Source organism: Parendozoicomonas sp. 2304DJ65-17 (genome assembly GCF_058148445.1).
Genome location: NZ_JBYVJV010000001.1, coordinates 970,243 through 991,804 on the forward strand (window position 1 = coordinate 970,243; position 21,562 = coordinate 991,804).

Sequence of the window (21,562 nt, forward strand, 5' to 3'; positions counted from 1 at the left end):
ACTCTCGAGTTTATTGAAGATGCTGCCAGGCAGACTGCCAGCTTTCATCAAACTCGGGAGGGTGGAGAATGTATGAGCCTTCAACTTTTTCTACCCGATACCCCCGAGCCTTATAGCGATCGATAGCTTCTTCCTTAGCAGCTTGAGGCACCATGTTTTCATCGAAGTACTGCTGGCTACCATGCATACTTCCCGGCAAAAACACGTCCTCTGTATATTTCAGGATGAGACGCCAGCTATGCAGCTGTTCAGCTAAAACGGTATTTTCCAACGCCTCTACACCATCAGCTATTTGCCTTAAGCTTCCTTTAGCCTGTAACCAATTCTTTCGGAAATACTCTTTCTCTTTATCTGAAGCATCACGATCAACAGCACGAATTAATCGGGATAAAAGCTTTTGTGTCAGGATATGCTGTATACCTGCAGGAGCACTGACAATCGGCAGATCGTGAAATACGACACTGTGATCAACTTCATTACTGAATCCCACTTTCGTACGCACACCGAAAGCCAGTGACCAGTTATGCACAAGTATTGATTCCAAGGCCGAATTCCAACATGCGGAATCAATAAACTTCAGCTGACTTCTACCGAGCCCCAATTGTTTAAGTCGTGCCAGCTGAATAATATGTGATGCTGTACCATGAGACAGTCCTCCAGAGAGGAGGGCCAGGTCATAAAATCCTGAAGACCTTGCATGAACAATAGCTTTCTCTGGTGGGATATATCCCAGAAAATAGGGTGCCCTCTTTTCAACAGTTTCTCCCAAAGACTTGAGAATAACAAAGGACAGCAGCTCGAAAGCTGTTTCCCATTGAGTTGTTAAAGTGTCATCGAGAAAACTGAGCTCTCCCCTATGAAGGCTGACATCACCTCCAGTCCAATATGACACCTGAACGCCTGTAGGCACATTAAAAGAAACTGGAATAAACAGCGGCCTGATGGTCGATTGAGGCAATGCATCATTATCATTCCAATGAATAAATGAACGGGAGCTTTGACGCTCCAGATGCATAAGGCGAGATGCAGCATCAGTAATGAAAACCTGCTGATGCTCTAAAAAAATAGAAGGTTTATGTAACTCCAGTTCAGGAGCAACAGAAGCAGAAAGGGCTCGCAAACCACGCCCTAACTCTACTAGTAATGGGAAAATAGTTACTGGGTCTTGAAACTGATCAAACTTATTTAACAAAGCCGCAGGTAAACGAGACTGGCAGCCTGCACGTGAATTCTGGGCAACTATCCAATGATGCCTGGCTTCGGGATTGGTCGCTCCTGCAAGACTCAGGGGTAAGCGGATTTTATGAAGATAATTTGCATACTGGGCCATATCCTGAAGATTGACGGAATGCTGCATATCAGAATCCGCATCCTGCGGATAACAAAATACCATCCGGAGGTTTGGTTGATATCCAAACGACTTATTCTTTATTTTTTCCCTTAACTCCTGCGAATTAAAGAGCTTTCCTTCAGGATGAACAGGACTCCAATGAGAGCAGTTTTCTGACTTTAATTTGTGCACATACTCCGAAAACCGCACAACAACATTTGAATTCTCAGAGAGATATGTCGGACTCAGGTGACCATGAATAACTTCACCATACTCAAGGCTGTAATCATCAATCTGGTGAGTTTCAAAGCAGACATCTGAGTCACCGCAGGTTTCGTCATGAGCCGCTGCTGGAATTGAGGAGAGAACGCCAAGTACAACAATACAGCAGACTGTTTTTATAGATACAGAACAAGAAGAAAAAACCATACCCACCAACCATGTTAAAAACCCCATAGCAGTGAGACGCCGGAGAGCGATGTGAAGTTCTGAGAAACGGTATGGCGATAACGAAAAGGAAGGATTTTGTTAGGACTTCTGACAAGTGGATATTGGTGGTGCGGCAAGCATAGCACCTCATCAGAAGACGAGGCCTATGCCACATAAAACAATCAGCTTAGTGCTTCGAAATCATCTTCCCGAAGCTTTGCTGTTCCATCTTCCTGCAAAACCCATAGCTCGTTGTGAATCACACCGCCGGCTTTGTTCATCTTCCAGCCAGATTTCAGCACTGCACTGTCATCGCTTACAACTTCAATGGAAGGTTCAATATATTCAACGTCTTTAAAACCATCATCAATCAGTTGCTGCCAGAAGGCCTGTATCTGCTCAGTTCCGGTAAAGGTGCCAAACGGGCGGGCATGCATCACAGCATCAGCCTCATATTGCGCTGCACAGCCTGCAGCATTGCCGGTATTAAATGCGTTTTTCCAGGCGGCACTGGCCTTGTTAACTGCGGCAAGAACGTTGTTTGCTGTTGCTTCTGAAGACATCACACAATCCTTAATTTGATTAAAAAACAATGTAGCTCAGCATATATGTGTTATAAACCGGACTAACCAGAAATCACTTTTCGACTCTGCCGAACAATATGCACGACCACCTGCGCCACATGGCTATTTTCTGTGAGATTGTTGATAGCGGCTCGTTAAGCAACGCAGCTCAAAAGCTGTCACTGTCACGTTCTGTTGTTAGCGAACACCTCAAAGCGCTTGAACAGAAAGCCGGTACGCGCCTGCTGCACAGAACAACCCGCCGACAGCAACTCACACGCACTGGTCAGGAGTTTTATAGCCATGCACAACTGATGTGTGCTGAGGCTGAAAAAGCCTGGCAAGTCACCAGACAAACAGAGGAAAATCCTTCCGGGCCTTTAAGAATCAGCGCTCCTCATGCGCTGATGGACAACCTTGTCATTCCCTGTATTAACAGGTTGCTGGATAAACACCCAGATATTGAACCTACACTGAGTGCAGACGATAAACGTGTGGATATTCTGGGAACTGAAACGGATATAGCCATTCGTGTAGGCAAGTTGCCTTCCAGTAGTTTGATACAAAAGCGAGTAGCAAACTTTCGTGATGTTCTGTGTGCCAGCAGTGATTTTGTTAAAAAACACGCTCTATCTCTTGAGAGTTTTATCGCAGAGAACTGCCAACAAAGATCCCTCTCAAGACTGCCATTTATTGCCAATGGCTGGCAGAGCGAAAACATAGCCATAGCAGCCACTGCTCAGGAGCACTCTATTCAGCTTGAGTTCCATGCCACTCGATTTGCAAGCAACGTTTACATAGCTAAAAGCCTTGCTAAGGCTGGAGCCGGTCTGGCGCTGCTGCCTGACTTTCTCGTTGATGATGACTCTGAACTGGTCGATGTTCTGCGGCACTGGAAACTGCCTGAAAACCCGGTTTATGCACTGCATACTTACGGAAGCCAGCCTCCACCAGCAGTCTGTGCTTTTCTGGAAAGTTGCCCAGTGAGTTAGCTTGGCATCTTCCAGGGCCGCCGAACAGGAACTTTCATAAAGCCCTGATAAGCTGAAAAGATTACCTTTGCTTTTAAGGATGAAAGCATTGCTTCACCGCACTTTTTTATTTGTTCTGGTTGCTCTGCTGGCAGCCTGTTCTTCATTCCCTGTTCAATACCTGCCCAGCCAGAACTACAACAGCCGGGTGAAATATATCGTTCTACATTTCACAGCCGGAAATTATCAGGAGTCAGTAGATCACTTAGTTTATGGCCAACGGGTCAGCTCCCATTACCTTATCCCTGAAAGTCACGATGAAACTTACCCCTATGATGACCTCAGAGTTTTTCAGCTTGTCGATGAATCCTATAGAGCCTGGCATGCCGGGGTTAGCCATTGGGCGGGGCAGGATAACCTTAATGACCTGTCTATCGGCATAGAGTTAATTAATGAACCAGAATGTCATCGCCATTCTGGCGAGCTTCTTACCAGGGATATCACAAATCATCCTGAATATTCCCAGCAGCTATGTTTTTACCCGGATTACGATCCTGAACAGATTCAATTGCTGGTTGATCTGATTAAGCGATTACAAAAACAGTATCCGGGAATTAAGCCTAAAAATATCGTTGGTCACTCTGATATTGCTCCATCAAGAAAGAGTGACCCTGGCCCTCGCTTCCCCTGGCACCAGCTTTATCAACAAGGAATTGGAGCCTGGTACAATACGGAGACAGCCACTAACTATTGGCACCAATTTGCGCTTAACCCTCCATCCGTTACTGATATTCAGGAAGCTTTAATGGATTATGGTTATCCCATAGAAATAACAGGAGAAGAAGACAAGCAGACAGAAGAAGTAATTATAGCTTTTCAAACCCACTTCCTGCCATGGAGAGTCAATGGCGATGCTGATTTGATGACTGTAGCTGTTTTATTTGCTTTGGTGGAAAAGTATTAATAAAGCTTTGAAGTTGTCCTCGTCTGACCGGTATGGCGAATAATTAATAAACTCATCTGACAAATCACCTTTATCGCACATCTCCTATCCTTTATCCTCACCACGCCAAACACAAAAACAACGGACAATAAAACCTGTTCAGGGGGAACAATGAACATTCGCCACGTTGCTCATTCAGCATTGGCGGCTGCCGTAGCTGCCATTATCAGTACTTCAACCTTTGCCAGTGAAACTGTCGACCAGGGATTCTCTATTACTGCCGGTGGTGCTTACACCGATTTCGACAGTGAACGTTCCTTGGACAATGCCTTCTCTCCGGAGATTGGTGTCGGATATCGTTACAACAGCCAACTGAGTGTTGAGCTGCTGTACTCTGAGTTCAAAACAGATCAGAGAGGCAACAGCAACGATGCCCGCCTGAAAAACTATCGCCTTGATGGTTTCTATGATTTTGCTCCCCTTGGCAATGGTCTTACACCTTACATTGTTGCTGGCATTGGTGAATTCCAGGAAAAACTGGAACATGCTGATAACCGCGATGACACACGAATGAATGCCGGTGCCGGTTTACGCACCTACCTCACGCCTAATCTCTCATTGCGTGGTGACCTGCGAGCTGTGCGCAGCCTGGATTACAACCAGACTGAGGGCATGATGAATGTTGCCCTGACCTGGACATTCGGTTCTGTTAGCAAACCTGTCGCTGAAGCACCGATTGAACCTGCACAAATTGCAGAGCCAGCAAAGCCTGTTGTTCAGGATGGTGACCGGGATGGCGTTGTTGATGCCAGCGACCTCTGCCCGAACTCTGCTGCCGGTGCTGTAGTCAATGCTTCTGGCTGTGTTGAGCAGGAAGCGATTGATCTGCTGGTTGAGTTTGACTTTGATTCCGACAACGTTCGCAGCTCAGCCCTGGACCGTGTTGAAAAAATGGGTAAGTACCTGCAGCGGAACAACGATGTAAAAATTGTTGTTGAAGGTCATACAGACAGCAAGGGGTCAGCCGTTTATAACAAGCAGCTTTCCCAGAAGCGTGCCGATGCTGTGCGTAAAATTTTGATTGAGCAGTACAACATTGAAGCCAACCGGGTTGAAGCTGTTGGTTACGGTGAAGAAAAGCCTGCTACTTCTAACGCAACTGATGAAGGTCGCCAGCAGAACCGTAGGGTTTTGGCTGTTATTCGCTAAGTGATAAAAAAGGCGGTGTAAACTGCACCGCCTTTCGCATTTAAGCCCGATCATTCACTCTCCAGTCCTCTAAACACAAGCTCAAGCTGGGTCTGAATATGTTCCCCCAAAGGAGCTTCTTTATTACATTCATGGGCGAAAGCGACACCATGCAAATAATCAGCCAGCAAATTTACTGTTGTGCTGAACGTTTCTTCCTCAAGATCTAAAGGGGCAAGAGCAGCCTTCAAACGATCACTGAATAACTGTGCAGGTCCTTCGCAGGACATGGATAACATAGTTTGCAGTAGTCCTTCATAACTCGATAGCAGTTTCAGATAACTCAGGCAAACATTACTTACTTCTACACGCCAGTCCTGTTCTCCATCGGGAAAAACCAGCTCATTCATCAGAGAGCACGTTATTGCTTTCAACAGCTCAGCTTTGTTGGCGAAGTAGTGATAGATCGCCATTGGATCAACCCCCAGTTCTGTTGCCAGTTTGCGAGTACTGGGAACCTTACCTTCTTCCCGTAACAGCTCTTTAGCTGAAGTTAATATTTTTTCTGCTGTCAGCTGCCTTCTGTTTAGCGAAGGGCGGCCTCGTTTTTTCACATTGACACTCAATTTACGAACTCCTAATCTAAGCATTAATTCTACATCGTAGAATTAATGCTTAGATTATGGTTTTACGATTCGCCCAGAATACCGGAACCGGGCTTGGACTTACGACAGGTTTTCTTATGAGCAACACCGTATTTATTGCAACCAGCCTTGATGGATATATTGCTGATGTAAACAACAATATTGACTGGCTTCACGAAGTACCCAATCCAAATAATGTAGACAGCGGCTATAAGAATTTTGTTAGCAGTATCGATGCACTACTCATGGGCAGAACGACTTATGAGACTGTCAGAAGCTTTGATATCCCCTGGCCCTATGAAAAACCGGTATTTGTTTTAAGCACAACCTTGAAAGAAGTACCTGAAGAACTGAAAGGAAGAGTAGAGATTGTTAATGGCAGCATAGAAGAAACACTGAAACATATAAATAGTCAGGGTTTCAAAAATCTGTACATTGATGGAGGCAGAACAATTCAAAGCTTGATGGCAAAAGACCTGATCGACGAACTGATCGTTACTCGAATTCCCGTTGTGCTTGGTGGAGGTATACCACTATTTGGAGATCTCTCTGAACCACTTTGGTTCGAACATGTAAAGACAGAGGTACATATCGATCAACTGGTCCAGAGTCATTATCACCGCAAACGCTAAACCAGCCGCATAAAAAGCGGCTTCAGTAGAACTACAAGCCGCTTTCAAAAAACTGACTGTTGATTAGCCAGTCAAACCGTAGATCTCGAAGAACAGCAGGATAGAGATAACAACACAAACCTGCATGATGATAAATTGCCCTGCACCATTAGAAATATCTGACGTTCTTACTTGCGCTGGCGCTCCACTTAAGATTGAAAGGAATGAAACCAAACAGAAGCATCGGGAACGAAACTTGCCGGTTCATAGCAAGATTAGAACTTACAAACTTAGCAACACAGTTTTAAGCACTTTTCAGCAGCTTTCCTAACGGATCATAGGAAGCTACACACCGATAATTCCCTTCACTGAAAGAGTAGAGCTTTGCCCCCCGGCAAACCCGACTGGTCGTGTCCACAACCAAGTAGCTGACAGGGTATTTGGGCTCTCCATTTTCAAGAACACGTTGAGCGTCGCTCTCACTGAAGTGGGCTCCCAGATCAGAGTGGGAGTAATAAACGACTCTGGATGGATTTGTTTCTTTCAGGCTGCGTTTTAAAAGAGAGTGGTCACACATATCCAGAGAGTGTTCAGCACTATGAACCGTTCCATCGCTATAAATCAGACCACAGACTTCTTTCGGATAAAGTTTATTGCAGTGCTGATAAACTCTTCTCAGGGTCAGCTGGTTCAGTAAATCCATTTGTACTTTTACCTTCCTATACTTCTTTTTACTTTAAGGCCAGAAGAACTCTATATCCTGGAGTTTCTAATATCCTTGGCCGGAATTTTTATTATCACGAAATTCAGCAACATTATCGCCTTACAAAGTACAAGCTTTCCAGTGCAATAGATAACCCCATATGCTGCCCGAGTGGTATTAGAAACCACAAGAAAACCTGTGACAAAGAATGGAGGGGCGGGCTTATACTCTTCAGCAAGTAAAAGAATATCACCCAGATTTTTTGATTATCAGGTGAACCCTTACCCTGTTGTGAAATCTAGGCTACATATTAATAGATCAGAGAGTAAGAGACAGGGATATCTCAATGCATAAGAAACGAACAGGTTTCACGCTGATTGAACTGATGATAGTTGTTGCCATTATCGGAATACTGGCAGCTATTGCTATCCCCGCATACCAAAGCTACACCGTCCGTTCAATGATTGCGGGTGAAGTCCTGCCCCATTTGAAAAAGCTTGCTGGCGATGCGACAGAACATTATGCATCACAGAATACTATTACCGACTACTGTGCCAGCTTTGCTCAAAACGGTGATGGCAAGCATGAGATGGTTGGTGCGAATGGAGCTATTAAATATATTTTCTGCAAGCCTACGGCATCCAGCAGCGAGGCTTTCCGACTGGTCGCTCTTCTGGCAGATAGTGCCATCACTACTGATATGCCTGAAGGTTCCAGAGTACTGTTTATTCCTGTCGTGAACGAGGGGTCTATCCAGTGGTATTGCGGCTACCATCAGAACTATGTAATGCCACCTCAATACTTGCCAGACTCATGCCGCAACAATTACATGGCTTCCAGTGGCGACGACATCATGATTAATGGTATTGATCTCAGTAATAAGGGGCTATTTGAGTAAATTTGCCGTTACAGCAACTCTATTCAAATTGTCCATGTCGACCAGCCCCACGACTGAAACGCATAGCTCCTGCCAACCCTTCCTGTTCCAGGACTTCTCTGGCAGAACGCCCCTCTTCTCTCAGTGCACGTTCAAGAGGCCAGTTCCATTGATTGTGCGCACTTAACCTGTCCGCCTTCATACATTGTTGAGGAAACTCTGCAATCTGTTGAGCCAGTGTCATAGCTTCACTGAGAGCCTTTCCTTCTTCAGAAACTCGATTGACCAGCCCCCAATTCATTGCCTCTTCTGCACTGACAGGACGACCGGTCAGAATCATATCCATAGCGCGCCCCTGACCAATAATTCTTGGCAGGCGAACAGTGCCACCATCAATCAAAGGCACACCCCAGCGGCGGCAGAAAACACCAAACACAGCATTGGAACTGGCTACCCGTATATCGCACCACAATGCCAGCTCCAGCCCACCAGCCACGGCATAACCTTCAACGGCAGCAATAACAGGTTTGGATAACTGCATACGGGTAGGGCCAAGTGGCCCGGCACCATCGGGGTCAATATTGTTTCTGGTTTCAGGATTGGAAACAGCCTTTAAATCGGCACCAGAACAGAACACATCATCAGTCCCTGTCAGCACCGCCACCCGGGCAGTAGAGTCCGCATCAAACTCTTCGAAGGCTTTGTGTAATGCTTCAGCCGTTGGGCGATCTATGGCGTTTTTTCTTTCAGGGCGATTCAAACGAACCACGGTGATGTGATCGTACTTTTCAATAGCAACTGGGGAACGGCTCATGTATTCCTGCCCGATTTTATTATTTTTTATAAAGTAACCTGTTATCAGGCAGGATCAACCCACCTTAGCGATAACGGGAAAGAACCACAGCTATATCACCTCGGTCGTGCATACGTTTAAGCTCTGTGTTCATTTCTGCAATCACAGCGTCGTCTGTATTCTTATTCATCGCCAACCAAAGCTGACTCTGACTAAACGTTAGAACTTTCTTTACCGGAAGATGGAAACTGGAGGCGACATAAGGGCCAGTCAGCGAACTTGAAGCCCAGAGATCAATAGAGCCATTTTTAAGCCTTGCCACGTTCACAGCATCATTACTGGCAAGCTTTGGAGTCAGCCCCTGCTCTTTCAGATAGTCAGTAATGGCATCTTTTGAAAACGAACCAACTGACCGCTGCTTTATATCATCAAGATTGCCTATGCTCTCAATGCTGTCGCCTTTCGCAAGAAGAACCCAGTCCTCGCTGTACAAAGGTCCGACCCATTTAAACAAGTTCTCCCGCTCAGGCGTTCTAAACGTTGAGTAGACACCATAACCACTTTTTTCAGCAGCATTGTTAAAAGCAACATCCCAGCTGCGCTTCATTCGAAACTCGGCAGTGTGGCCTGTATTTTCCAGAAGCCGCCGAATGATATCTGTTGCCAGACCTGATACCTGATCATTACGGGCAATATTTTTTCCAGTACTACTCATATTCAGCGGAGGGAAGTTTTCCGTCATCAAAGAAAACTTTTCAGCCATGACAGGAGAAGAGACAAGGCTCAGGACAAGCGCTATGGATGTGCAGGCTTTGGAAAAACACTGTTTAGAAAGACGCATGAGGAAACGCAACCTGTGTTTTTTAGAGATATTGATGAGTCATTAGTGCAGTTTATGTGCAGATATTACTCAGCAGTCTCAAACACAGTCATGCGTACTTTCCGCAACCCTAAAAGAAATCTGATGCGGTTCCCGGATTAACGGGTTTTCTCAAAAAGAAGATCATACAAGCCTGGAATAGCGGCCAGCATGGCACCGCCTTCCAGCAGGAAGCTTTTATCCATAGGCAGAGTCTGGTTACCCAGCTCCTGATTCAGAAGCACACCCGGCAAAACATCCCAGCTGCTGATTTTGGCCTCAAAGAAACCATCAAACCGGCCAGCCGCAGTCCAGGCTAAACCAATACCGGCGCAGTTCACCCTCCGGAAATCAATTCCCGATGACAGCATGTCGGCACCTACACCATAGAATTGTTCCAGCTCTGGTTTTATGGATGAGCCAATAGAAAAGAGGGCTTCTTCCGGTTTTTTATCCACGCCCTGAGTTAAGGGAACACCGTTTAAGTTCGCGCCAAAACCTTTTGTGGCACTGAACAGTTCGTTGTGCTCTGGGTCGAAGGTTAAACCGATAACAGTTTCACCATCCTTTACCAAAGCCAGAAGCACGCAGTAGACGGGGATACCATGGATAAAATTGCTGGTGCCATCGATGGGGTCTATCACCCAGGTAAAGCCTTCATAGAGAGATTCATCCTGCCCGCCAAACTCTTCGCCAAGAATCTGGTCATCTGGCCATAACTCATTGAGTGCATTGCGGATAGACAGTTCAACCTGCCGATCAGCCTCGGAAACAAAATCCTGCAGACCTTTAGACTGGATGTTCAGACTGCTGCGCTGACGAAAAAAGTCGGCAGCCATAGCGCCAGCATCCCGAATTATCTGCTCAGCCCCCAGCAAACGCTCTCTGATCTCTTTATCCATCGCTTGTCCCGATTCTGATCACGTTTCCACCTTCCGGCACGAAAACCCCAGACATGCCCTCTACATAAGATTTAACGGCCTCACGCAGATCTTCTCGAACGTGATAAAGAAAAAACTGTGTTTCGGGGTGTTTCTTCGCCAGCTCCAGCGAGCGGGGCAAGTGGCCATGCCATAAGCCTGCAGCCTCCTGGACATCAGCAAATGTTTCTACAAAAGCGGTTTCTGCCCCAGCAAGCAGACTTCCAGCCTGCTCTCCAATATAGCCATCCCCGCTATAAAACAGCTGCTGTTCACCTTCCACCAGAACCGCATGATTGGTAACACTGTGGCGCGTCGGAGCAAAACTGAGAGAAAAAGGGCCAGATTGGCGCAGTTGATCTGTGGTTTGCCAGATCAGCTCGAACATTCTGACATCCCCCATTCCCCAGAATGCACTTTTGACCAGTTCCTGCAGTCTTTCGAGGCTGTCTTTGTTGCAGATCACCTGCAAAGGCTTGCTGCGGCCACGAAAAGCCAGCCTTACCAGTAAAGGACCAAAGCCAAAGCAATGGTCAAGATGGGCGTGTGTGAAGTAGATGGCATCAATATCATCGGTTCCCGAATAAAACCGAAACAACTGCTGGGCTGCGGAATAGCCAAGATCTATGACCAGCCGCCAGCCATCCTGTTCAACCACAACAGATGAGTTGGCATGAAATGGATCGGAAGCTTCTCCACACCCAAGAACCCTGACCAACATTAAGTATTCCTCTTTAACTCCCGTCCCTGACACGCATCATCTATCAAACCACCACCTATACTGCCTTGGTTATTTTTTGAGGATGGTGTCATGGGCCAGGGCAAATTTTCCCTGACAACCAAAGTTGTTATCGGCATGGTGACCGGTATTCTGGTTGGCTTCTTACTGCGTTTGTTATTTCCAGAAAGCCCGTTTGTCACAACCTATATAACGGATGGCCTGTTACTTATTCTCGGCAAAATTTTCGTCACTTGCCTGAAAATGCTGGTTGTTCCGCTGATTTTTGTTTCCCTTGTCTGCGGCACCTGCACACTGAAAGATGCTTCAACCCTTGGCCGACTGGGGCTGAAAACTGTTGCCCTTTACATTCTCACGACATGTGTCGCCATAAGCATGGCCATAGCGGCCGCTCTTCTGGTTGAGCCCGGCGTTGGTGCAAACCTTGAAAGTGCCGCTGGTTTTACCCCACAGGAAGCTCCGCCTCTCAGTAATGTTCTGATCAATCTGTTTCCCAGCAATCCCATCGCAGCTATGGCCAAAGGGAATGCCTTGCAGATTATTGTTTTTGCTTTGCTATTCGGTATATCCATTGCCGCATCGGGCAAAAAAGGCCAGCCCATCGCCGATATTTTCATCAGCCTTAATGAAGTTATTATGAAATTAGTCACCCTGCTGATGAACCTAGCTCCCTATGGTGTGTTTGCCCTGATGGCACGTTTGTTCACTACCATTGAATTTGACGCAATATTTAATCTTATAAAGTACTTCTTCCTGCTGCTCGGGGTTCTCGTCCTGCATGTTTGTATCACCTACTTCATTTTGCTGCGTTTCCTCGGTGGACTAAACCCGATTCGTTTTATGCGAAAGATGGAAGATGCCCTTCTGTTTGCATTCAGCACATCCTCAAGCAGTGCCACTATTCCTGTTTCCATGGAAACCGTAAGCCGCCGGCTGGGAGCCAGCAATCGCGTAGCATCTTTTACCATCCCACTAGGAGCCACCATCAATATGGATGGCACAGCGATGATGCAGGGAGTCGCAACCGTTTTTATAGCCCAGGCGTTCAGCATTGACCTGACGTTGGGTGATTACCTCACCGTGATTCTTACAGCAACTCTGGCCTCTATTGGTACAGCCGGGGTTCCAGGGGTTGGCCTGATTATGCTGGCTATGGTTCTGCAGCAGGTTGGCCTGCCACTGGAAGGTATCGCCATAATTATGGGCGTTGATCGTTTACTCGATATGGTGAGAACCGCTGTAAACGTAACCGGCGATTGTGCGGTTACCTGCATTGTTGCCAAGAGTGAAAATGAGTTCGATATGGCCACCTTCGACGATGACCACGCAGGAGAACAGGAAGAAACCATAGACTTCCATCACATCACCGATACACCTGAGCAGTCGTAAGTGTTACCCGTTACACGACAAGGTAACACTCAAGGTAACACTCACGTATATAACTTCAGGAAATGTAACAACCTGTGTATAGAAGAAAATGTATGTATCGGCGCTATCCCTTGGTACACAACGGATTTCATTTTCTGGCACGGTACCTGCTCTATTATAAGTGCAAAAGAGGGAAACAAGGTTCCACTAAGAGAATCATTCCATCAGGCTAAATAAGAAGAAAAACACCAACAAGAATAAAGCCTGTAAACAAGACAAGTCGAATAAGAAGAATACTAATAAAAAGAATAATAACAGACGTATTTCTTTAAATGCCCCGCTTATGCGGGGCGTTGTCTATCTGCTCACTGTATTCGCCCTTTCGGCAGAAATACCGGCTCATAGTGCCTTCGGCACATATCAGTAGATTTTGTAACCATTCGCTGCACACCTTTTGTCAGCTCTTCCTGGGAAGGCCCATACCTCCTTAACCACTCTGGTAACTCCTGCACCTTCTTTCTCATTTTCCAGACTGTTAGCATCTGCCATGCAATCTCGTCATAAATACTTTCAGGTAGCTCGCCGCTAACAGATGATGGGGTTAGTGAACTTGCCCATTCCTCAAGGTCTTTTACCTGCCACTCCCCCTCTTTATCTGCAAAACCAAGCACACTCGGAGCCATAAGCATTCTCTTCTTTATCTTCTGGCAAAATGGTAAAAAATCCTCAGCAGCCTTCCTTGAATAAGGACCAGCAAGATTTTGCAACTCTTCAATTTCCAGTGGGTAATGCTTTGACCGGGGCTTAGCCATACCGGAAGGAATGTAATGCTCAACCCATTCAAGTATCTCTGCTTTCAGACTCTCTCCGGATCCCGCAGCATGATTTTTAATGCGCTCATCGGCAAAGTACTCACAAACCAGTTCTTTAAACCTTCGCTTCCAGATATCCGTATGCACAGTGCTTCCCGTATCTGACAAAGCGAGAAGACGAAGGCGAAGCACAAACATCGCAGACAGGTCATCACATGACCTGACAGCCTCTCCGTATTCCTGCACTGAACCCAGAGGAACTTCATACGCTGCCTGAACAGATCTGCAAGTTGCCTGATTCACTGAACTCGGAACCCTTGCAGATTCTGAAGTATAAATGGCATAACGTGCGGCCAGCGCCTGAACAACCCGGCTCACAAGAGCACGGGCAGATGCTTCTGATGCCAGGTTATCTGGCACAGCATCAAATGCTTTCTGCAATCTCCATAGTTCCCGACGACTCAAATGACAGTTTTCAGGAGCAGCTAAAAGTTTGGCAAACGATTCCCCAAGCCACTCCATTTCAGCTTCTCTTTCCCTGCAAGTCTCCTGCATAGCACGTATTAAAGGTTCAGCTTGTTTAATCCATTTCTCCCTGAGTTTCCTGTTGAGAGTCTCGTAGAAGACCTTGCACCGCTGATAACCCTCTTCGCTAGCGGGTGACTTATGCCGATCTTTCCGTGCACCAGTAAGTGCTTCAGCTGCGCCTTTACCAGCTTGAGAGCGCTCAACAAGATAGTCCGCCGCTTCTGCAGCCAGGCGTCCCTCTCCCTCATTCAGGTATCGATATAAATTCTCTGGAGAAATGGCTCGAACCAATAAATCACTGTCAGAGTGGTACACCTCATGATCAATAAGAACCTCCAGCTCATTAGGCTTCAGAAGGGTTACCCTGCTTGCGTACTGCACTCAAAAACAGCAAAGCCGAGAGAGGTGTATCCAGGCAATCATCCAGCCCACAAATTGTGCAGCCTTCGTCAAGCATGGCCAGAACATGGCCAATCTCAATAAAGCAGCTGTCTGGGAATGTTTTTCTCTGTGCCTCACATCGACAGTCTGCTATCTGCACCACTGCTCGTGCATAACTCAGGGGAAACCTTCCGGGATAGTGTTTTTCCATATAGTGATGAACAAGCTTTTCCAGGCGAGCCGAACCTTTTTTCCTTCTGGGTTTATAGAGTTCTTTTCTGAGGGAGCCCGATACATCTTTTAATTCACTCTCCTCCACAAGAGGTGGCAAATGCAGAGTTAGGTTCTCAAAAGATCCCCCAACGTCACGATTTGGCATTTTAGTTTCAGGCTGGCTAGCAATTTTTCGAAGAGGGTTCCGGGAACCATTAATAAACGATCCAGTTTCATCCTCCTCATGGATGGATGACATTCGTTCAGGCAGGGGTAAATCCTTGAAGCTGGTTTTACTGTCTCTAGAAACCAAAGTAGATCGAGAGCTGGCACGGGAAACCGGCCTGCCAGCCTGCCTGACAACTCCTCCCATTTTTGCTGAGAGGGATTTCCACTTTCTTACTATGTAGGATGGGCGCCTTTGTAAGGGAGGGCGTGATCCGGAGTCCATACGTCACCTGAGAAGAGTCATCATCCATGCATACTCTTCCCAGTTTAGGCTACCGCATCTTAAAGCCTTTGCTGCTGAGGAACTCTTTCATATGAGGACGGGACTCCTTCCCCAGAAGAGCTTCCATATCGGCACTCCAGGTTCGGTTCAGCTTCCCACCACTGCGTTTTCTGTAGTATTCCCGCATCGTGGCATCGTATTCATCAAGCATATCCTGTTGTACCGGCTGCCAGGTTTCTTCCATCAAAACCATATCCACAGGCAGGCGAGGCTTGGTATCGGGGTTCTGGTCGGGATAACCAATACACATACCAAATACTGGATAAACGTTTTCTGGCAGTTCCAGCAATTCACTGGCTTTTGCAGGATTATTGCGAATTCCACCGATATAACAGATACCCAACCCTTCTGATTCTGCAGCAACGGCAACATTCTGGGCAAACAGAGCGACATCAACGGTGGCGATAATAAAGTGCTCTGTCATCCCGTCAGCCAGCTTGCCGCCCTGGGTTTCGCAACAGTAACCGGAACGGTTCAGGTCGGCGCAAAACATGAAAAACACGGCTGCTGATTCCACGTAGCTCTGCCCCCCGGCAAGCTCGGCAATACTGGCCCGGGTATCCGGATTTCTTACCCGGATAACACTGACTCCCTGCAAATTACTGGAGGTAGCAGCACTCTGACCGGCCCTGATCAATTCCCTGACCTGATCTTCATCTACCGGTTGATCGGTAAATTTTCGAATGGAACGGTGTGATTTTAATAATTCGATAACAGAATCGGACATAGCTCCCCCCTCCCATTTATATCCATAACTATACAGATACAATGCATGCATGGGTTAGAATCCTGCTTTCCCACAAAATTCATTAACAGTCGCTGTAGAACACGGCGTAACGGTACACAATGAATCATACCCCTATTGCTCTCACAATTGCCGGTTCCGATAGTGGTGGCGGCGCTGGAATCCAGGCCGATCTTAAAGCCTTCTCCGCACTTGGCGCCTATGGCTGTTCAGTCATCACCGCCCTCACAGCCCAGAACACTATCGGTGTGCAGGGCATTTTCGATGTTACTCCGGAATTTATCCGCTCCCAGATGGATTCTGTATTCTCAGACATTCCGGTTAATGCCGTAAAAATTGGCATGCTGAGCCAGGAGCCCATGATTCGTGCCGTTGCTGAAGGTTTAAAAGAAAATAATGTAGAACTGCTTGTTGTTGACCCGGTAATGGTTGCTACCAGTGGAGACAAACTACTTCAGGATGATGCCATTAACACTCTGAAAGAGTGCCTCATTCCCATGGCAACAGTGATTACACCCAATCTGCCGGAAGCTGCCGTGCTGCTGAACACCAGTATCCCGGAAACCATTGAAGAAATGGAAGACATGGTTGAACCACTGCTGGCGCTGGGAAGCCGTTCAGTTCTTATCAAAGGTGGCCACCTGGGTGGCGAAGAAAGCGTTGACCTGTTCCACGATGGCAAAACTCTGCACCGTCTGTCATCTCCACGCTTCCCAACAGAAAACACTCACGGTACCGGTTGTACTCTGTCGTCTGCTATTACTGCACTGCTTGCCCGTGGTATTGAACTTACCGAAGCTGTGAAGCAGGCAAAAGATTACATCGCACAGGCTATCGCCAAAGCTGATGATCTCTCTATCGGCAACGGCCATGGTCCAGTTCATCATTTTCATGCCTACTGGGAGAATGAAAGTCCGTGAAAGTTTCTGACTTGATTAACAGCTGTGAAAGCGACTGGGAAGAATACACAAAGCATCGCTTTGTAAGAGAACTGGGCAATGGCACTCTGCCAGAGGCCGCATTCCGGCACTACCTGCAACAGGATTACCTTTTCCTGATTCACTTTGCCCGGGCCTATGCTCTGGCGGTGTATAAAAGCGATAACTTTGCTGCCATGCAAAAACCCATGGAAGCTCTGCAGGGTTTGATTGGTCACGAATCCCGTTTGCATGTGGAATACTGCAAAAACTGGGGGCTGACTGAGGAGGATATGCAGGCAATCCCTGAAGCGACTGGCACTGTTGCCTATACCCGCCTTGTGCTGGATGCCGGCCAATCCGGCTCTCTGACAGATCTTTATGCAGCCTTGGCTCCCTGTTCTATCGGTTATGGAGTTATTGGTAAGTGGCTAGCCAACCATGAAGACACAGTGCTTGAAGGTAACCCCTACAGGGAATGGATTGAAACATACAGTGGTGAAGAGTATCAGGCATCCGTCGTTGATACCGTAAACCAGCTGGATGAGCTGCTGGCTGAAATCTCTCCCGAAAGTCAGATGGCAAAGCGGGTGAAAAAGCTGTTCCGTGATGCCACCCGTATGGAAATTGCATTCTGGGAACAAGGTTACGAAACCTGATACCGGAATAAAAAACGGCAGGGTAAAAGAATTACCCTGCCGTTTTTTTGGAGTATATGCAGAGAGATTATCTCTCCTTCACATAAGGCACACCCACAGCCTTAGGTGCAATAGCCTTCCCTATAAACCCTGCCAGCAAAACGACAGTAATTATGTAAGGAATAGCAGAGAACAACTGGCTAGGCAGTTCACCAACCATTGGAATCTCCACATTCTGCATGCGGGTTTCCATAGCCTGCAGGAAACCAAACAATAAGCAGGCCGCTAAAGCTCCACGAGGATGCCATTTACCAAAAATAACGGCTGCCAGAGCAATATAGCCGCGACCGGAAGTCATCTCCCGCTGGAACGCCGCATTCTGGGCAATAGACAGATAAGTACCGGCAAAACCACACAGCACACCGGCAATAATAACCGCACGGTAACGTACCCACGCCACAGAGATACCAGCACTGTCTACAGCATTGGGTTCTTCACCTGTTGCACGCAGGCGCAGGCCAAAGCGAGTGCTGAACAGTGTCCAGTAAGTCAACGCCACAACACCAAAGGCGATATAAACCAGAATGTTGTGCCCGGAAATTACCTGTTCATAGAATGGTCCGATAACCGGAATATTTTCCCCCAACCACTCGGCCCCAGGCAAAGTAATACCTGTAAAGCGCTGCGCATTCGTAAGAGCTGGGGTCAAACCGCCCTGACTATACCAAGCGTGTCCCAGAGTAACCGTTAAACCGGAAGCCAAGAAGTTTACCGCCAAACCGGAAATTACCTGATCCCCACGCATCTTCACTGATGCAAAACCATGCATAATCGACAGTAAAATACAGACAGCAATGCCTCCCAGTAATCCAAAGAATGGATTGCCAGTTTCAAAACTCACGACGGCTGCCGCAAAAGCACCAAACAGCATTTTGCCTTCAAGGCCGATATCGACAACGCCAGAACGCTCAGAATAAATGCCCGCCATGGCCGCAAAAATAAGCGGTGTTGCCATGCGGATAGAGGCTCCCAGCAGGGAGAAAAGCTGATCAAACATATCCATTTCAGTTTCCTCCTGCTGCGGCTGCGTTAGCGTTGGCAATTGCACGACGCTGGAAAAGTGCTTCTACAGGTTCACGGATCAAACGATCCAGCGCACCGGTAAAGAACACCACCAGACCTTGAATAACCAGAACCATCTGAGGGCTGATAGAAGGAATTTCAAACTGCAGTTCCGTTCCGCCCTGGTACAGAGCACCAAACAGCAGAGAAGCCAGTACAATACCGAAAGGATGATTACGACCCATCAGCGCAACAGCAATACCCATAAAACCGAAACCGCTGGTGAAATTCAGAATCAGTCGTCCCTGAGCGGCATAAGCTTCATTGAAAGCCATCATCCCTGCCAGAGCACCGGAAATCGCCATTGTGATAATGATGATCCGGCTGGCATTAATACCAGCGTAAGTTGCCGCATTAGGGTTGCTACCCACAGTACGGATAGCGAAGCCCAAACGGGTACGCCAGATCAATATCCAGACCAGAGCACAGCAGGCCAGAGCTACCAGCAGTACAGGGCTTAACAGAGAGAACGAGGCTTCAAAACCCAGGCTCGGAGCAATCTCATGAACCTTGGGAATCACAGCATCAGAAGCCCAGTAGCGGCTATCAGTGGAGTTACCGCCCAGAGGAGAAATCCACACCACCAGCGCATAACTCATCAAAGCCGTAGCAATGAAGTTAAACATGATTGTGGTTACAACAATGTGGGAACCACGCTTGGCCTGCAGATAGCCCGGAATAACGCCCCAGAGCGCACCGAATGCGGCACAGCCAATTACCACCAACGGCGCGATAAACCAGACATTCAGAGTGCTGTCAAAAGTCAGGCAGACAAGAGCCACTGCCAAACCAGCGACGTATGCCTGACCTTCACCACCGATATTGAACAAACCGGCATGGAAGGCCACCGCAACAGCCAGACCAGTGAAAATAAAGTTGGTGGCGTAATACAAGGTATTACTCAAGCCACCAAATTCGGTACTGATGGCACCGTGAATCATAATCTTAAATGCTCTGACTGGATCTTCTCCAATCATCAGCACCACTAAGCTGGATACTGCTAATGCCAGCACCAACTGCAGTAAAGGTATCAGGCCGATTCTTACCCAGCGTGGGCTTTCGACCGCGGCCAGCTGACTCATGCTACAGCCTCCTCTTTTTTCTTTTCTTTCCCGCTGTTGCCCTTGCCCTCAAAAACGGGAGCATCAGCGTCGGCTGTAGATGTCATCAGAACACCCAGTTCTGTTTCATTGGTTTCACTGGCAACAACCTCACCAGTAATGGCACCGTCATTCATAACAATGATGCGGTCTGCCAGAGACAGGATTTCATCCAGCTCCACAGAAACCAGCAATACAGCAGCGCCTTTATCGCGGGCAGCAATCAGATTCCGGTGAATAAATTCAATCGCACCAATATCCACACCACGGGTAGGCTGACCAATCAGCAGAATATCCGGTTCTTTCATCATCTCCCGAGCAAGCACCAGCTTCTGCTGGTTACCACCGGAGAAGTTTGCGGTTTTGAGAGAAGGCAACTGAGGACGAACGTCGTATGCCTCCATCATTTCAAGAGTGGCATTCACGATGTTTTCAGGTTTGAGCAGTGGGGTGCCGTATTCTTCTTTGTCGTGATAACCAAGAATGGCGTTCTCACTGGCATCGAAGCTCTTTACAACGCCCTGCTGCAGACGATCTTCCGGAACATGCCCCATACCGTAATCACGCATCTGCCCGGCATCTGGCCATTCACCGACTTTCAGAACACGAACTCCAGATCTTGTTTCCAAAGACACGGAACCATCGGAAGGTTGTAGAGCACCGGAAAGAACTTTCATAAGTTCTGACTGCCCATTGCCAGTTACACCGGCAACACCTAGGATTTCACCAGAGCGCAGGGAGAAGCTGATATCTTTCAGGAGTCGTACACCACGGTTATCGACATAACCGATTTTATCAACTGTCATCCGGTTTTCACCGGGGCAGGCTGGTTGCTTATCAACCTTCAGAAGAACTTTACGGCCTACCATCAGCTCAGCCAGCTCTTCAGGATTGGTTTCATCCGTATCACGATGGGCAACCATCTTGCCTGCACGCATAACAGACACATGATTGGTAATCGCCATAATCTCCCGCAGTTTGTGGGTGATCAGCAGAACCGTCACGCCCTGGCTACGCAGAGACTCAAGAATATTAAACAGCTGACCTGTTTCCTGGGGAGTCAAAACACTCGTGGGTTCATCAAGAATCAGAATCTTTGCACCGCGATACAACGCTTTAAGAATCTCTACGCGCTGCTGCAAGCCAACAGGAAGGTCTCCAACAACGGCATCAGGATCAATATCCAGGCCATAGCGAGATGCAATCTCGTTCAGAGCTTTACGAGCTTTACTGCGAGCACGGGACAATAACCCCTGCCCTTCCATTCCCAGCATCACGTTTTCAAGAACAGTGAAAGGCTCCACGAGCATGAAGTGCTGATGCACCATACCAATGCCAGCTGCGATAGCCTGCTGACTGTTCTGGATATTTATCTGCTGCCCGTTGACCAGAATCTGGCCAGTATCAGCAGTATAAAAACCATAAAGAATGGACATTAAGGTCGATTTACCGGCGCCGTTTTCGCCAACAATGCCATGCACTGTACCCGGCATAACCTTAAGGTCGATATCACGGTTCGCCCAAACCGGGCCAAACCGTTTATTAATGGATTTGAGTTCTATTGCAGGTGCAGTCATACCTGATTACCTGACCGGTTTTATGCCAGAAACTGGTTGATTTTGGCCGGTCTGTTTTCCTGAACAACAGGAGAGGTCTT

Annotated in this window: 22 protein-coding genes; 8 read left to right on the forward strand and 14 right to left on the reverse strand. The window is 47.4% G+C overall.

Translation table 11 applies throughout. The features are described from left to right. Nucleotides 1–10 precede the first annotated feature (10 nt). Nucleotides 11–1,786 carry a hypothetical protein gene (locus ACY2RR_RS04385; protein WP_490106927.1) on the reverse strand — a complete coding sequence of 592 codons (1,776 nt, stop codon included), beginning with the start codon at nucleotides 1,784–1,786 and terminating at the stop codon, nucleotides 11–13. A 155-nt stretch (nucleotides 1,787–1,941) separates the two neighbouring features. Further along, nucleotides 1,942–2,322 carry a YybH family protein gene (locus ACY2RR_RS04390; RefSeq protein ID WP_490106928.1) on the reverse strand — a complete coding sequence of 127 codons (381 nt, stop codon included), beginning with the start codon at nucleotides 2,320–2,322 and terminating at the stop codon, nucleotides 1,942–1,944. 98 nt (nucleotides 2,323–2,420) lie between these two features. On the opposite strand from ACY2RR_RS04390, the gene ACY2RR_RS04395 reads away from it, so the two are divergent. The 3 genes from ACY2RR_RS04395 to ACY2RR_RS04405 all read left to right on the forward strand — a co-directional run bounded on the left by ACY2RR_RS04395 (nucleotide 2,421) and on the right by ACY2RR_RS04405 (nucleotide 5,445). After that, on the forward strand, nucleotides 2,421–3,314 hold the full coding sequence (locus ACY2RR_RS04395; protein WP_490106929.1) for a LysR family transcriptional regulator: 894 nt from the start codon (nucleotides 2,421–2,423) through the stop codon (nucleotides 3,312–3,314). Nucleotides 3,315–3,402: 88 nt separating this feature from the next. Beyond that, on the forward strand, nucleotides 3,403–4,257 hold the full coding sequence (locus ACY2RR_RS04400) for an N-acetylmuramoyl-L-alanine amidase (protein WP_490106930.1): 855 nt from the start codon (nucleotides 3,403–3,405) through the stop codon (nucleotides 4,255–4,257). 150 nt (nucleotides 4,258–4,407) lie between these two features. Beyond that, nucleotides 4,408–5,445, forward strand: coding sequence for an OmpA family protein (locus ACY2RR_RS04405; protein WP_490106931.1), 1,038 nt, complete (start codon nucleotides 4,408–4,410; stop codon nucleotides 5,443–5,445). Nucleotides 5,446–5,495: 50 nt separating this feature from the next. Here ACY2RR_RS04405 and ACY2RR_RS04410 read toward each other — a convergent pair whose 3' ends face one another. Then, nucleotides 5,496–6,038, reverse strand: coding sequence for a TetR/AcrR family transcriptional regulator (locus ACY2RR_RS04410; protein ID WP_490106932.1), 543 nt, complete (start codon nucleotides 6,036–6,038; stop codon nucleotides 5,496–5,498). Between the two features lie 128 nt (nucleotides 6,039–6,166). Here ACY2RR_RS04410 and ACY2RR_RS04415 point away from each other — a divergent pair, with 128 nt between their 5' ends. Further along, entirely contained in the window at nucleotides 6,167–6,700 is a 534-nt protein-coding gene (locus tag ACY2RR_RS04415) for a dihydrofolate reductase family protein (RefSeq protein WP_490106933.1), read from the forward strand. Between the two features lie 283 nt (nucleotides 6,701–6,983). On the opposite strand, the gene ACY2RR_RS04420 is transcribed toward ACY2RR_RS04415, so the two are convergent. Further along, complete coding sequence (locus tag ACY2RR_RS04420; protein ID WP_490106934.1) at nucleotides 6,984–7,382, reverse strand: hypothetical protein; 399 nt, start codon at nucleotides 7,380–7,382, stop codon at nucleotides 6,984–6,986. A 346-nt stretch (nucleotides 7,383–7,728) separates the two neighbouring features. Between ACY2RR_RS04420 and ACY2RR_RS04425 the strand changes: the two genes are divergently transcribed. Beyond that, entirely contained in the window at nucleotides 7,729–8,280 is a 552-nt protein-coding gene (locus tag ACY2RR_RS04425) for a pilin (protein WP_490106935.1), read from the forward strand. Between the two features lie 19 nt (nucleotides 8,281–8,299). On the opposite strand, the gene ACY2RR_RS04430 is transcribed toward ACY2RR_RS04425, so the two are convergent. The 4 genes from ACY2RR_RS04430 to ACY2RR_RS04445 form a co-directional block, all read right to left on the reverse strand. Continuing rightward, nucleotides 8,300–9,073, reverse strand: coding sequence for a crotonase/enoyl-CoA hydratase family protein (locus ACY2RR_RS04430; RefSeq protein WP_490106936.1), 774 nt, complete (start codon nucleotides 9,071–9,073; stop codon nucleotides 8,300–8,302). Nucleotides 9,074–9,137: 64 nt separating this feature from the next. Further along, nucleotides 9,138–9,893: a substrate-binding periplasmic protein gene (locus ACY2RR_RS04435; protein ID WP_490106937.1), complete on the reverse strand. Its 756-nt coding sequence runs from the start codon at nucleotides 9,891–9,893 to the stop codon at nucleotides 9,138–9,140. Between the two features lie 137 nt (nucleotides 9,894–10,030). Then, on the reverse strand, nucleotides 10,031–10,813 hold the full coding sequence (locus ACY2RR_RS04440) for an inositol monophosphatase family protein (RefSeq protein ID WP_490106938.1): 783 nt from the start codon (nucleotides 10,811–10,813) through the stop codon (nucleotides 10,031–10,033). Beyond that, nucleotides 10,806–11,552: an MBL fold metallo-hydrolase gene (locus ACY2RR_RS04445; RefSeq protein WP_490106939.1), complete on the reverse strand. Its 747-nt coding sequence runs from the start codon at nucleotides 11,550–11,552 to the stop codon at nucleotides 10,806–10,808. Before ACY2RR_RS04445 ends, ACY2RR_RS04440 begins: the two co-directional genes overlap by 8 nt. 90 nt (nucleotides 11,553–11,642) lie before the next feature. Between ACY2RR_RS04445 and ACY2RR_RS04450 the strand changes: the two genes are divergently transcribed. Next, a complete protein-coding gene (locus ACY2RR_RS04450) occupies nucleotides 11,643–12,959 on the forward strand; it encodes a dicarboxylate/amino acid:cation symporter (RefSeq protein ID WP_490106940.1) in 1,317 nt (438 codons plus the stop codon). Nucleotides 12,960–13,303: 344 nt separating this feature from the next. Here the strand turns inward: ACY2RR_RS04450 and ACY2RR_RS04455 are convergent, their stop codons facing one another. The 3 genes from ACY2RR_RS04455 to nfsA are packed head-to-tail and all read right to left on the reverse strand — an operon-like array spanning nucleotide 13,304 to nucleotide 16,110. Further along, nucleotides 13,304–14,659: a hypothetical protein gene (locus tag ACY2RR_RS04455; RefSeq protein ID WP_490106941.1), complete on the reverse strand. Its 1,356-nt coding sequence runs from the start codon at nucleotides 14,657–14,659 to the stop codon at nucleotides 13,304–13,306. Next, nucleotides 14,622–15,323: a hypothetical protein gene (locus tag ACY2RR_RS04460; RefSeq protein ID WP_490106942.1), complete on the reverse strand. Its 702-nt coding sequence runs from the start codon at nucleotides 15,321–15,323 to the stop codon at nucleotides 14,622–14,624. The genes ACY2RR_RS04455 and ACY2RR_RS04460 overlap by 38 nt, the downstream gene beginning before the upstream one ends. A 49-nt stretch (nucleotides 15,324–15,372) precedes the next feature. Continuing rightward, nucleotides 15,373–16,110 carry an oxygen-insensitive NADPH nitroreductase gene (gene nfsA / locus ACY2RR_RS04465; RefSeq protein ID WP_490106943.1) on the reverse strand — a complete coding sequence of 246 codons (738 nt, stop codon included), beginning with the start codon at nucleotides 16,108–16,110 and terminating at the stop codon, nucleotides 15,373–15,375. A gap of 119 nt (nucleotides 16,111–16,229) precedes the next feature. Between nfsA and thiD the strand changes: the two genes are divergently transcribed. Both thiD and tenA read left to right on the forward strand, forming a co-directional pair. Beyond that, on the forward strand, nucleotides 16,230–17,048 hold the full coding sequence (gene thiD, locus ACY2RR_RS04470) for a bifunctional hydroxymethylpyrimidine kinase/phosphomethylpyrimidine kinase (RefSeq protein ID WP_490106944.1): 819 nt from the start codon (nucleotides 16,230–16,232) through the stop codon (nucleotides 17,046–17,048). Next, nucleotides 17,045–17,704, forward strand: a complete 660-nt coding sequence (gene tenA, locus ACY2RR_RS04475) for a thiaminase II (protein WP_490106945.1) — start codon at nucleotides 17,045–17,047, stop codon at nucleotides 17,702–17,704. The genes thiD and tenA overlap by 4 nt, the downstream gene beginning before the upstream one ends. Before the next feature lie 67 nt (nucleotides 17,705–17,771). Here the strand turns inward: tenA and ACY2RR_RS04480 are convergent, their stop codons facing one another. From ACY2RR_RS04480 to ACY2RR_RS04490, 3 genes are read right to left on the reverse strand one after another with little or no spacing between them, the layout of a single operon-like run. Next, nucleotides 17,772–18,746, reverse strand: a complete 975-nt coding sequence (locus tag ACY2RR_RS04480) for an ABC transporter permease (protein WP_490106946.1) — start codon at nucleotides 18,744–18,746, stop codon at nucleotides 17,772–17,774. Nucleotide 18,747: 1 nt separating this feature from the next. After that, entirely contained in the window at nucleotides 18,748–19,887 is a 1,140-nt protein-coding gene (locus ACY2RR_RS04485; RefSeq protein WP_490106947.1) for an ABC transporter permease, read from the reverse strand. Beyond that, complete coding sequence (locus tag ACY2RR_RS04490; protein ID WP_490106948.1) at nucleotides 19,884–21,482, reverse strand: ABC transporter ATP-binding protein; 1,599 nt, start codon at nucleotides 21,480–21,482, stop codon at nucleotides 19,884–19,886. The genes ACY2RR_RS04485 and ACY2RR_RS04490 overlap by 4 nt, the downstream gene beginning before the upstream one ends. Nucleotides 21,483–21,562: the final 80 nt, after the last annotated feature.

Excerpts from the sequence above, each read along its gene's own strand:
- ACY2RR_RS04385 (WP_490106927.1), bottom strand. The coding sequence starts at position 1,786 with ATGGGGTTTTTAACATGGTTGGTGGGTATGGTTTTTTCTTCTTGTTCT.
- ACY2RR_RS04390 (WP_490106928.1), bottom strand. The coding sequence starts at position 2,322 with ATGTCTTCAGAAGCAACAGCAAACAACGTTCTTGCCGCAGTTAACAAG.
- ACY2RR_RS04395 (WP_490106929.1), top strand. The coding sequence starts at position 2,421 with ATGCACGACCACCTGCGCCACATGGCTATTTTCTGTGAGATTGTTGAT.
- ACY2RR_RS04405 (WP_490106931.1), top strand. The coding sequence starts at position 4,408 with ATGAACATTCGCCACGTTGCTCATTCAGCATTGGCGGCTGCCGTAGCT.
- ACY2RR_RS04415 (WP_490106933.1), top strand. The coding sequence starts at position 6,167 with ATGAGCAACACCGTATTTATTGCAACCAGCCTTGATGGATATATTGCT.
- ACY2RR_RS04420 (WP_490106934.1), bottom strand. The coding sequence starts at position 7,382 with ATGGATTTACTGAACCAGCTGACCCTGAGAAGAGTTTATCAGCACTGC.
- ACY2RR_RS04425 (WP_490106935.1), top strand. The coding sequence starts at position 7,729 with ATGCATAAGAAACGAACAGGTTTCACGCTGATTGAACTGATGATAGTT.
- ACY2RR_RS04430 (WP_490106936.1), bottom strand. The coding sequence starts at position 9,073 with ATGAGCCGTTCCCCAGTTGCTATTGAAAAGTACGATCACATCACCGTG.
- ACY2RR_RS04435 (WP_490106937.1), bottom strand. The coding sequence starts at position 9,893 with ATGCGTCTTTCTAAACAGTGTTTTTCCAAAGCCTGCACATCCATAGCG.
- ACY2RR_RS04440 (WP_490106938.1), bottom strand. The coding sequence starts at position 10,813 with ATGGATAAAGAGATCAGAGAGCGTTTGCTGGGGGCTGAGCAGATAATT.
- ACY2RR_RS04445 (WP_490106939.1), bottom strand. The coding sequence starts at position 11,552 with ATGTTGGTCAGGGTTCTTGGGTGTGGAGAAGCTTCCGATCCATTTCAT.
- ACY2RR_RS04450 (WP_490106940.1), top strand. The coding sequence starts at position 11,643 with ATGGGCCAGGGCAAATTTTCCCTGACAACCAAAGTTGTTATCGGCATG.
- ACY2RR_RS04460 (WP_490106942.1), bottom strand. The coding sequence starts at position 15,323 with ATGGACTCCGGATCACGCCCTCCCTTACAAAGGCGCCCATCCTACATA.
- nfsA (WP_490106943.1), bottom strand. The coding sequence starts at position 16,110 with ATGTCCGATTCTGTTATCGAATTATTAAAATCACACCGTTCCATTCGA.
- thiD (WP_490106944.1), top strand. The coding sequence starts at position 16,230 with ATGAATCATACCCCTATTGCTCTCACAATTGCCGGTTCCGATAGTGGT.
- ACY2RR_RS04480 (WP_490106946.1), bottom strand. The coding sequence starts at position 18,746 with ATGGATATGTTTGATCAGCTTTTCTCCCTGCTGGGAGCCTCTATCCGC.
- ACY2RR_RS04485 (WP_490106947.1), bottom strand. The coding sequence starts at position 19,887 with ATGAGTCAGCTGGCCGCGGTCGAAAGCCCACGCTGGGTAAGAATCGGC.
- ACY2RR_RS04490 (WP_490106948.1), bottom strand. The coding sequence starts at position 21,482 with ATGACTGCACCTGCAATAGAACTCAAATCCATTAATAAACGGTTTGGC.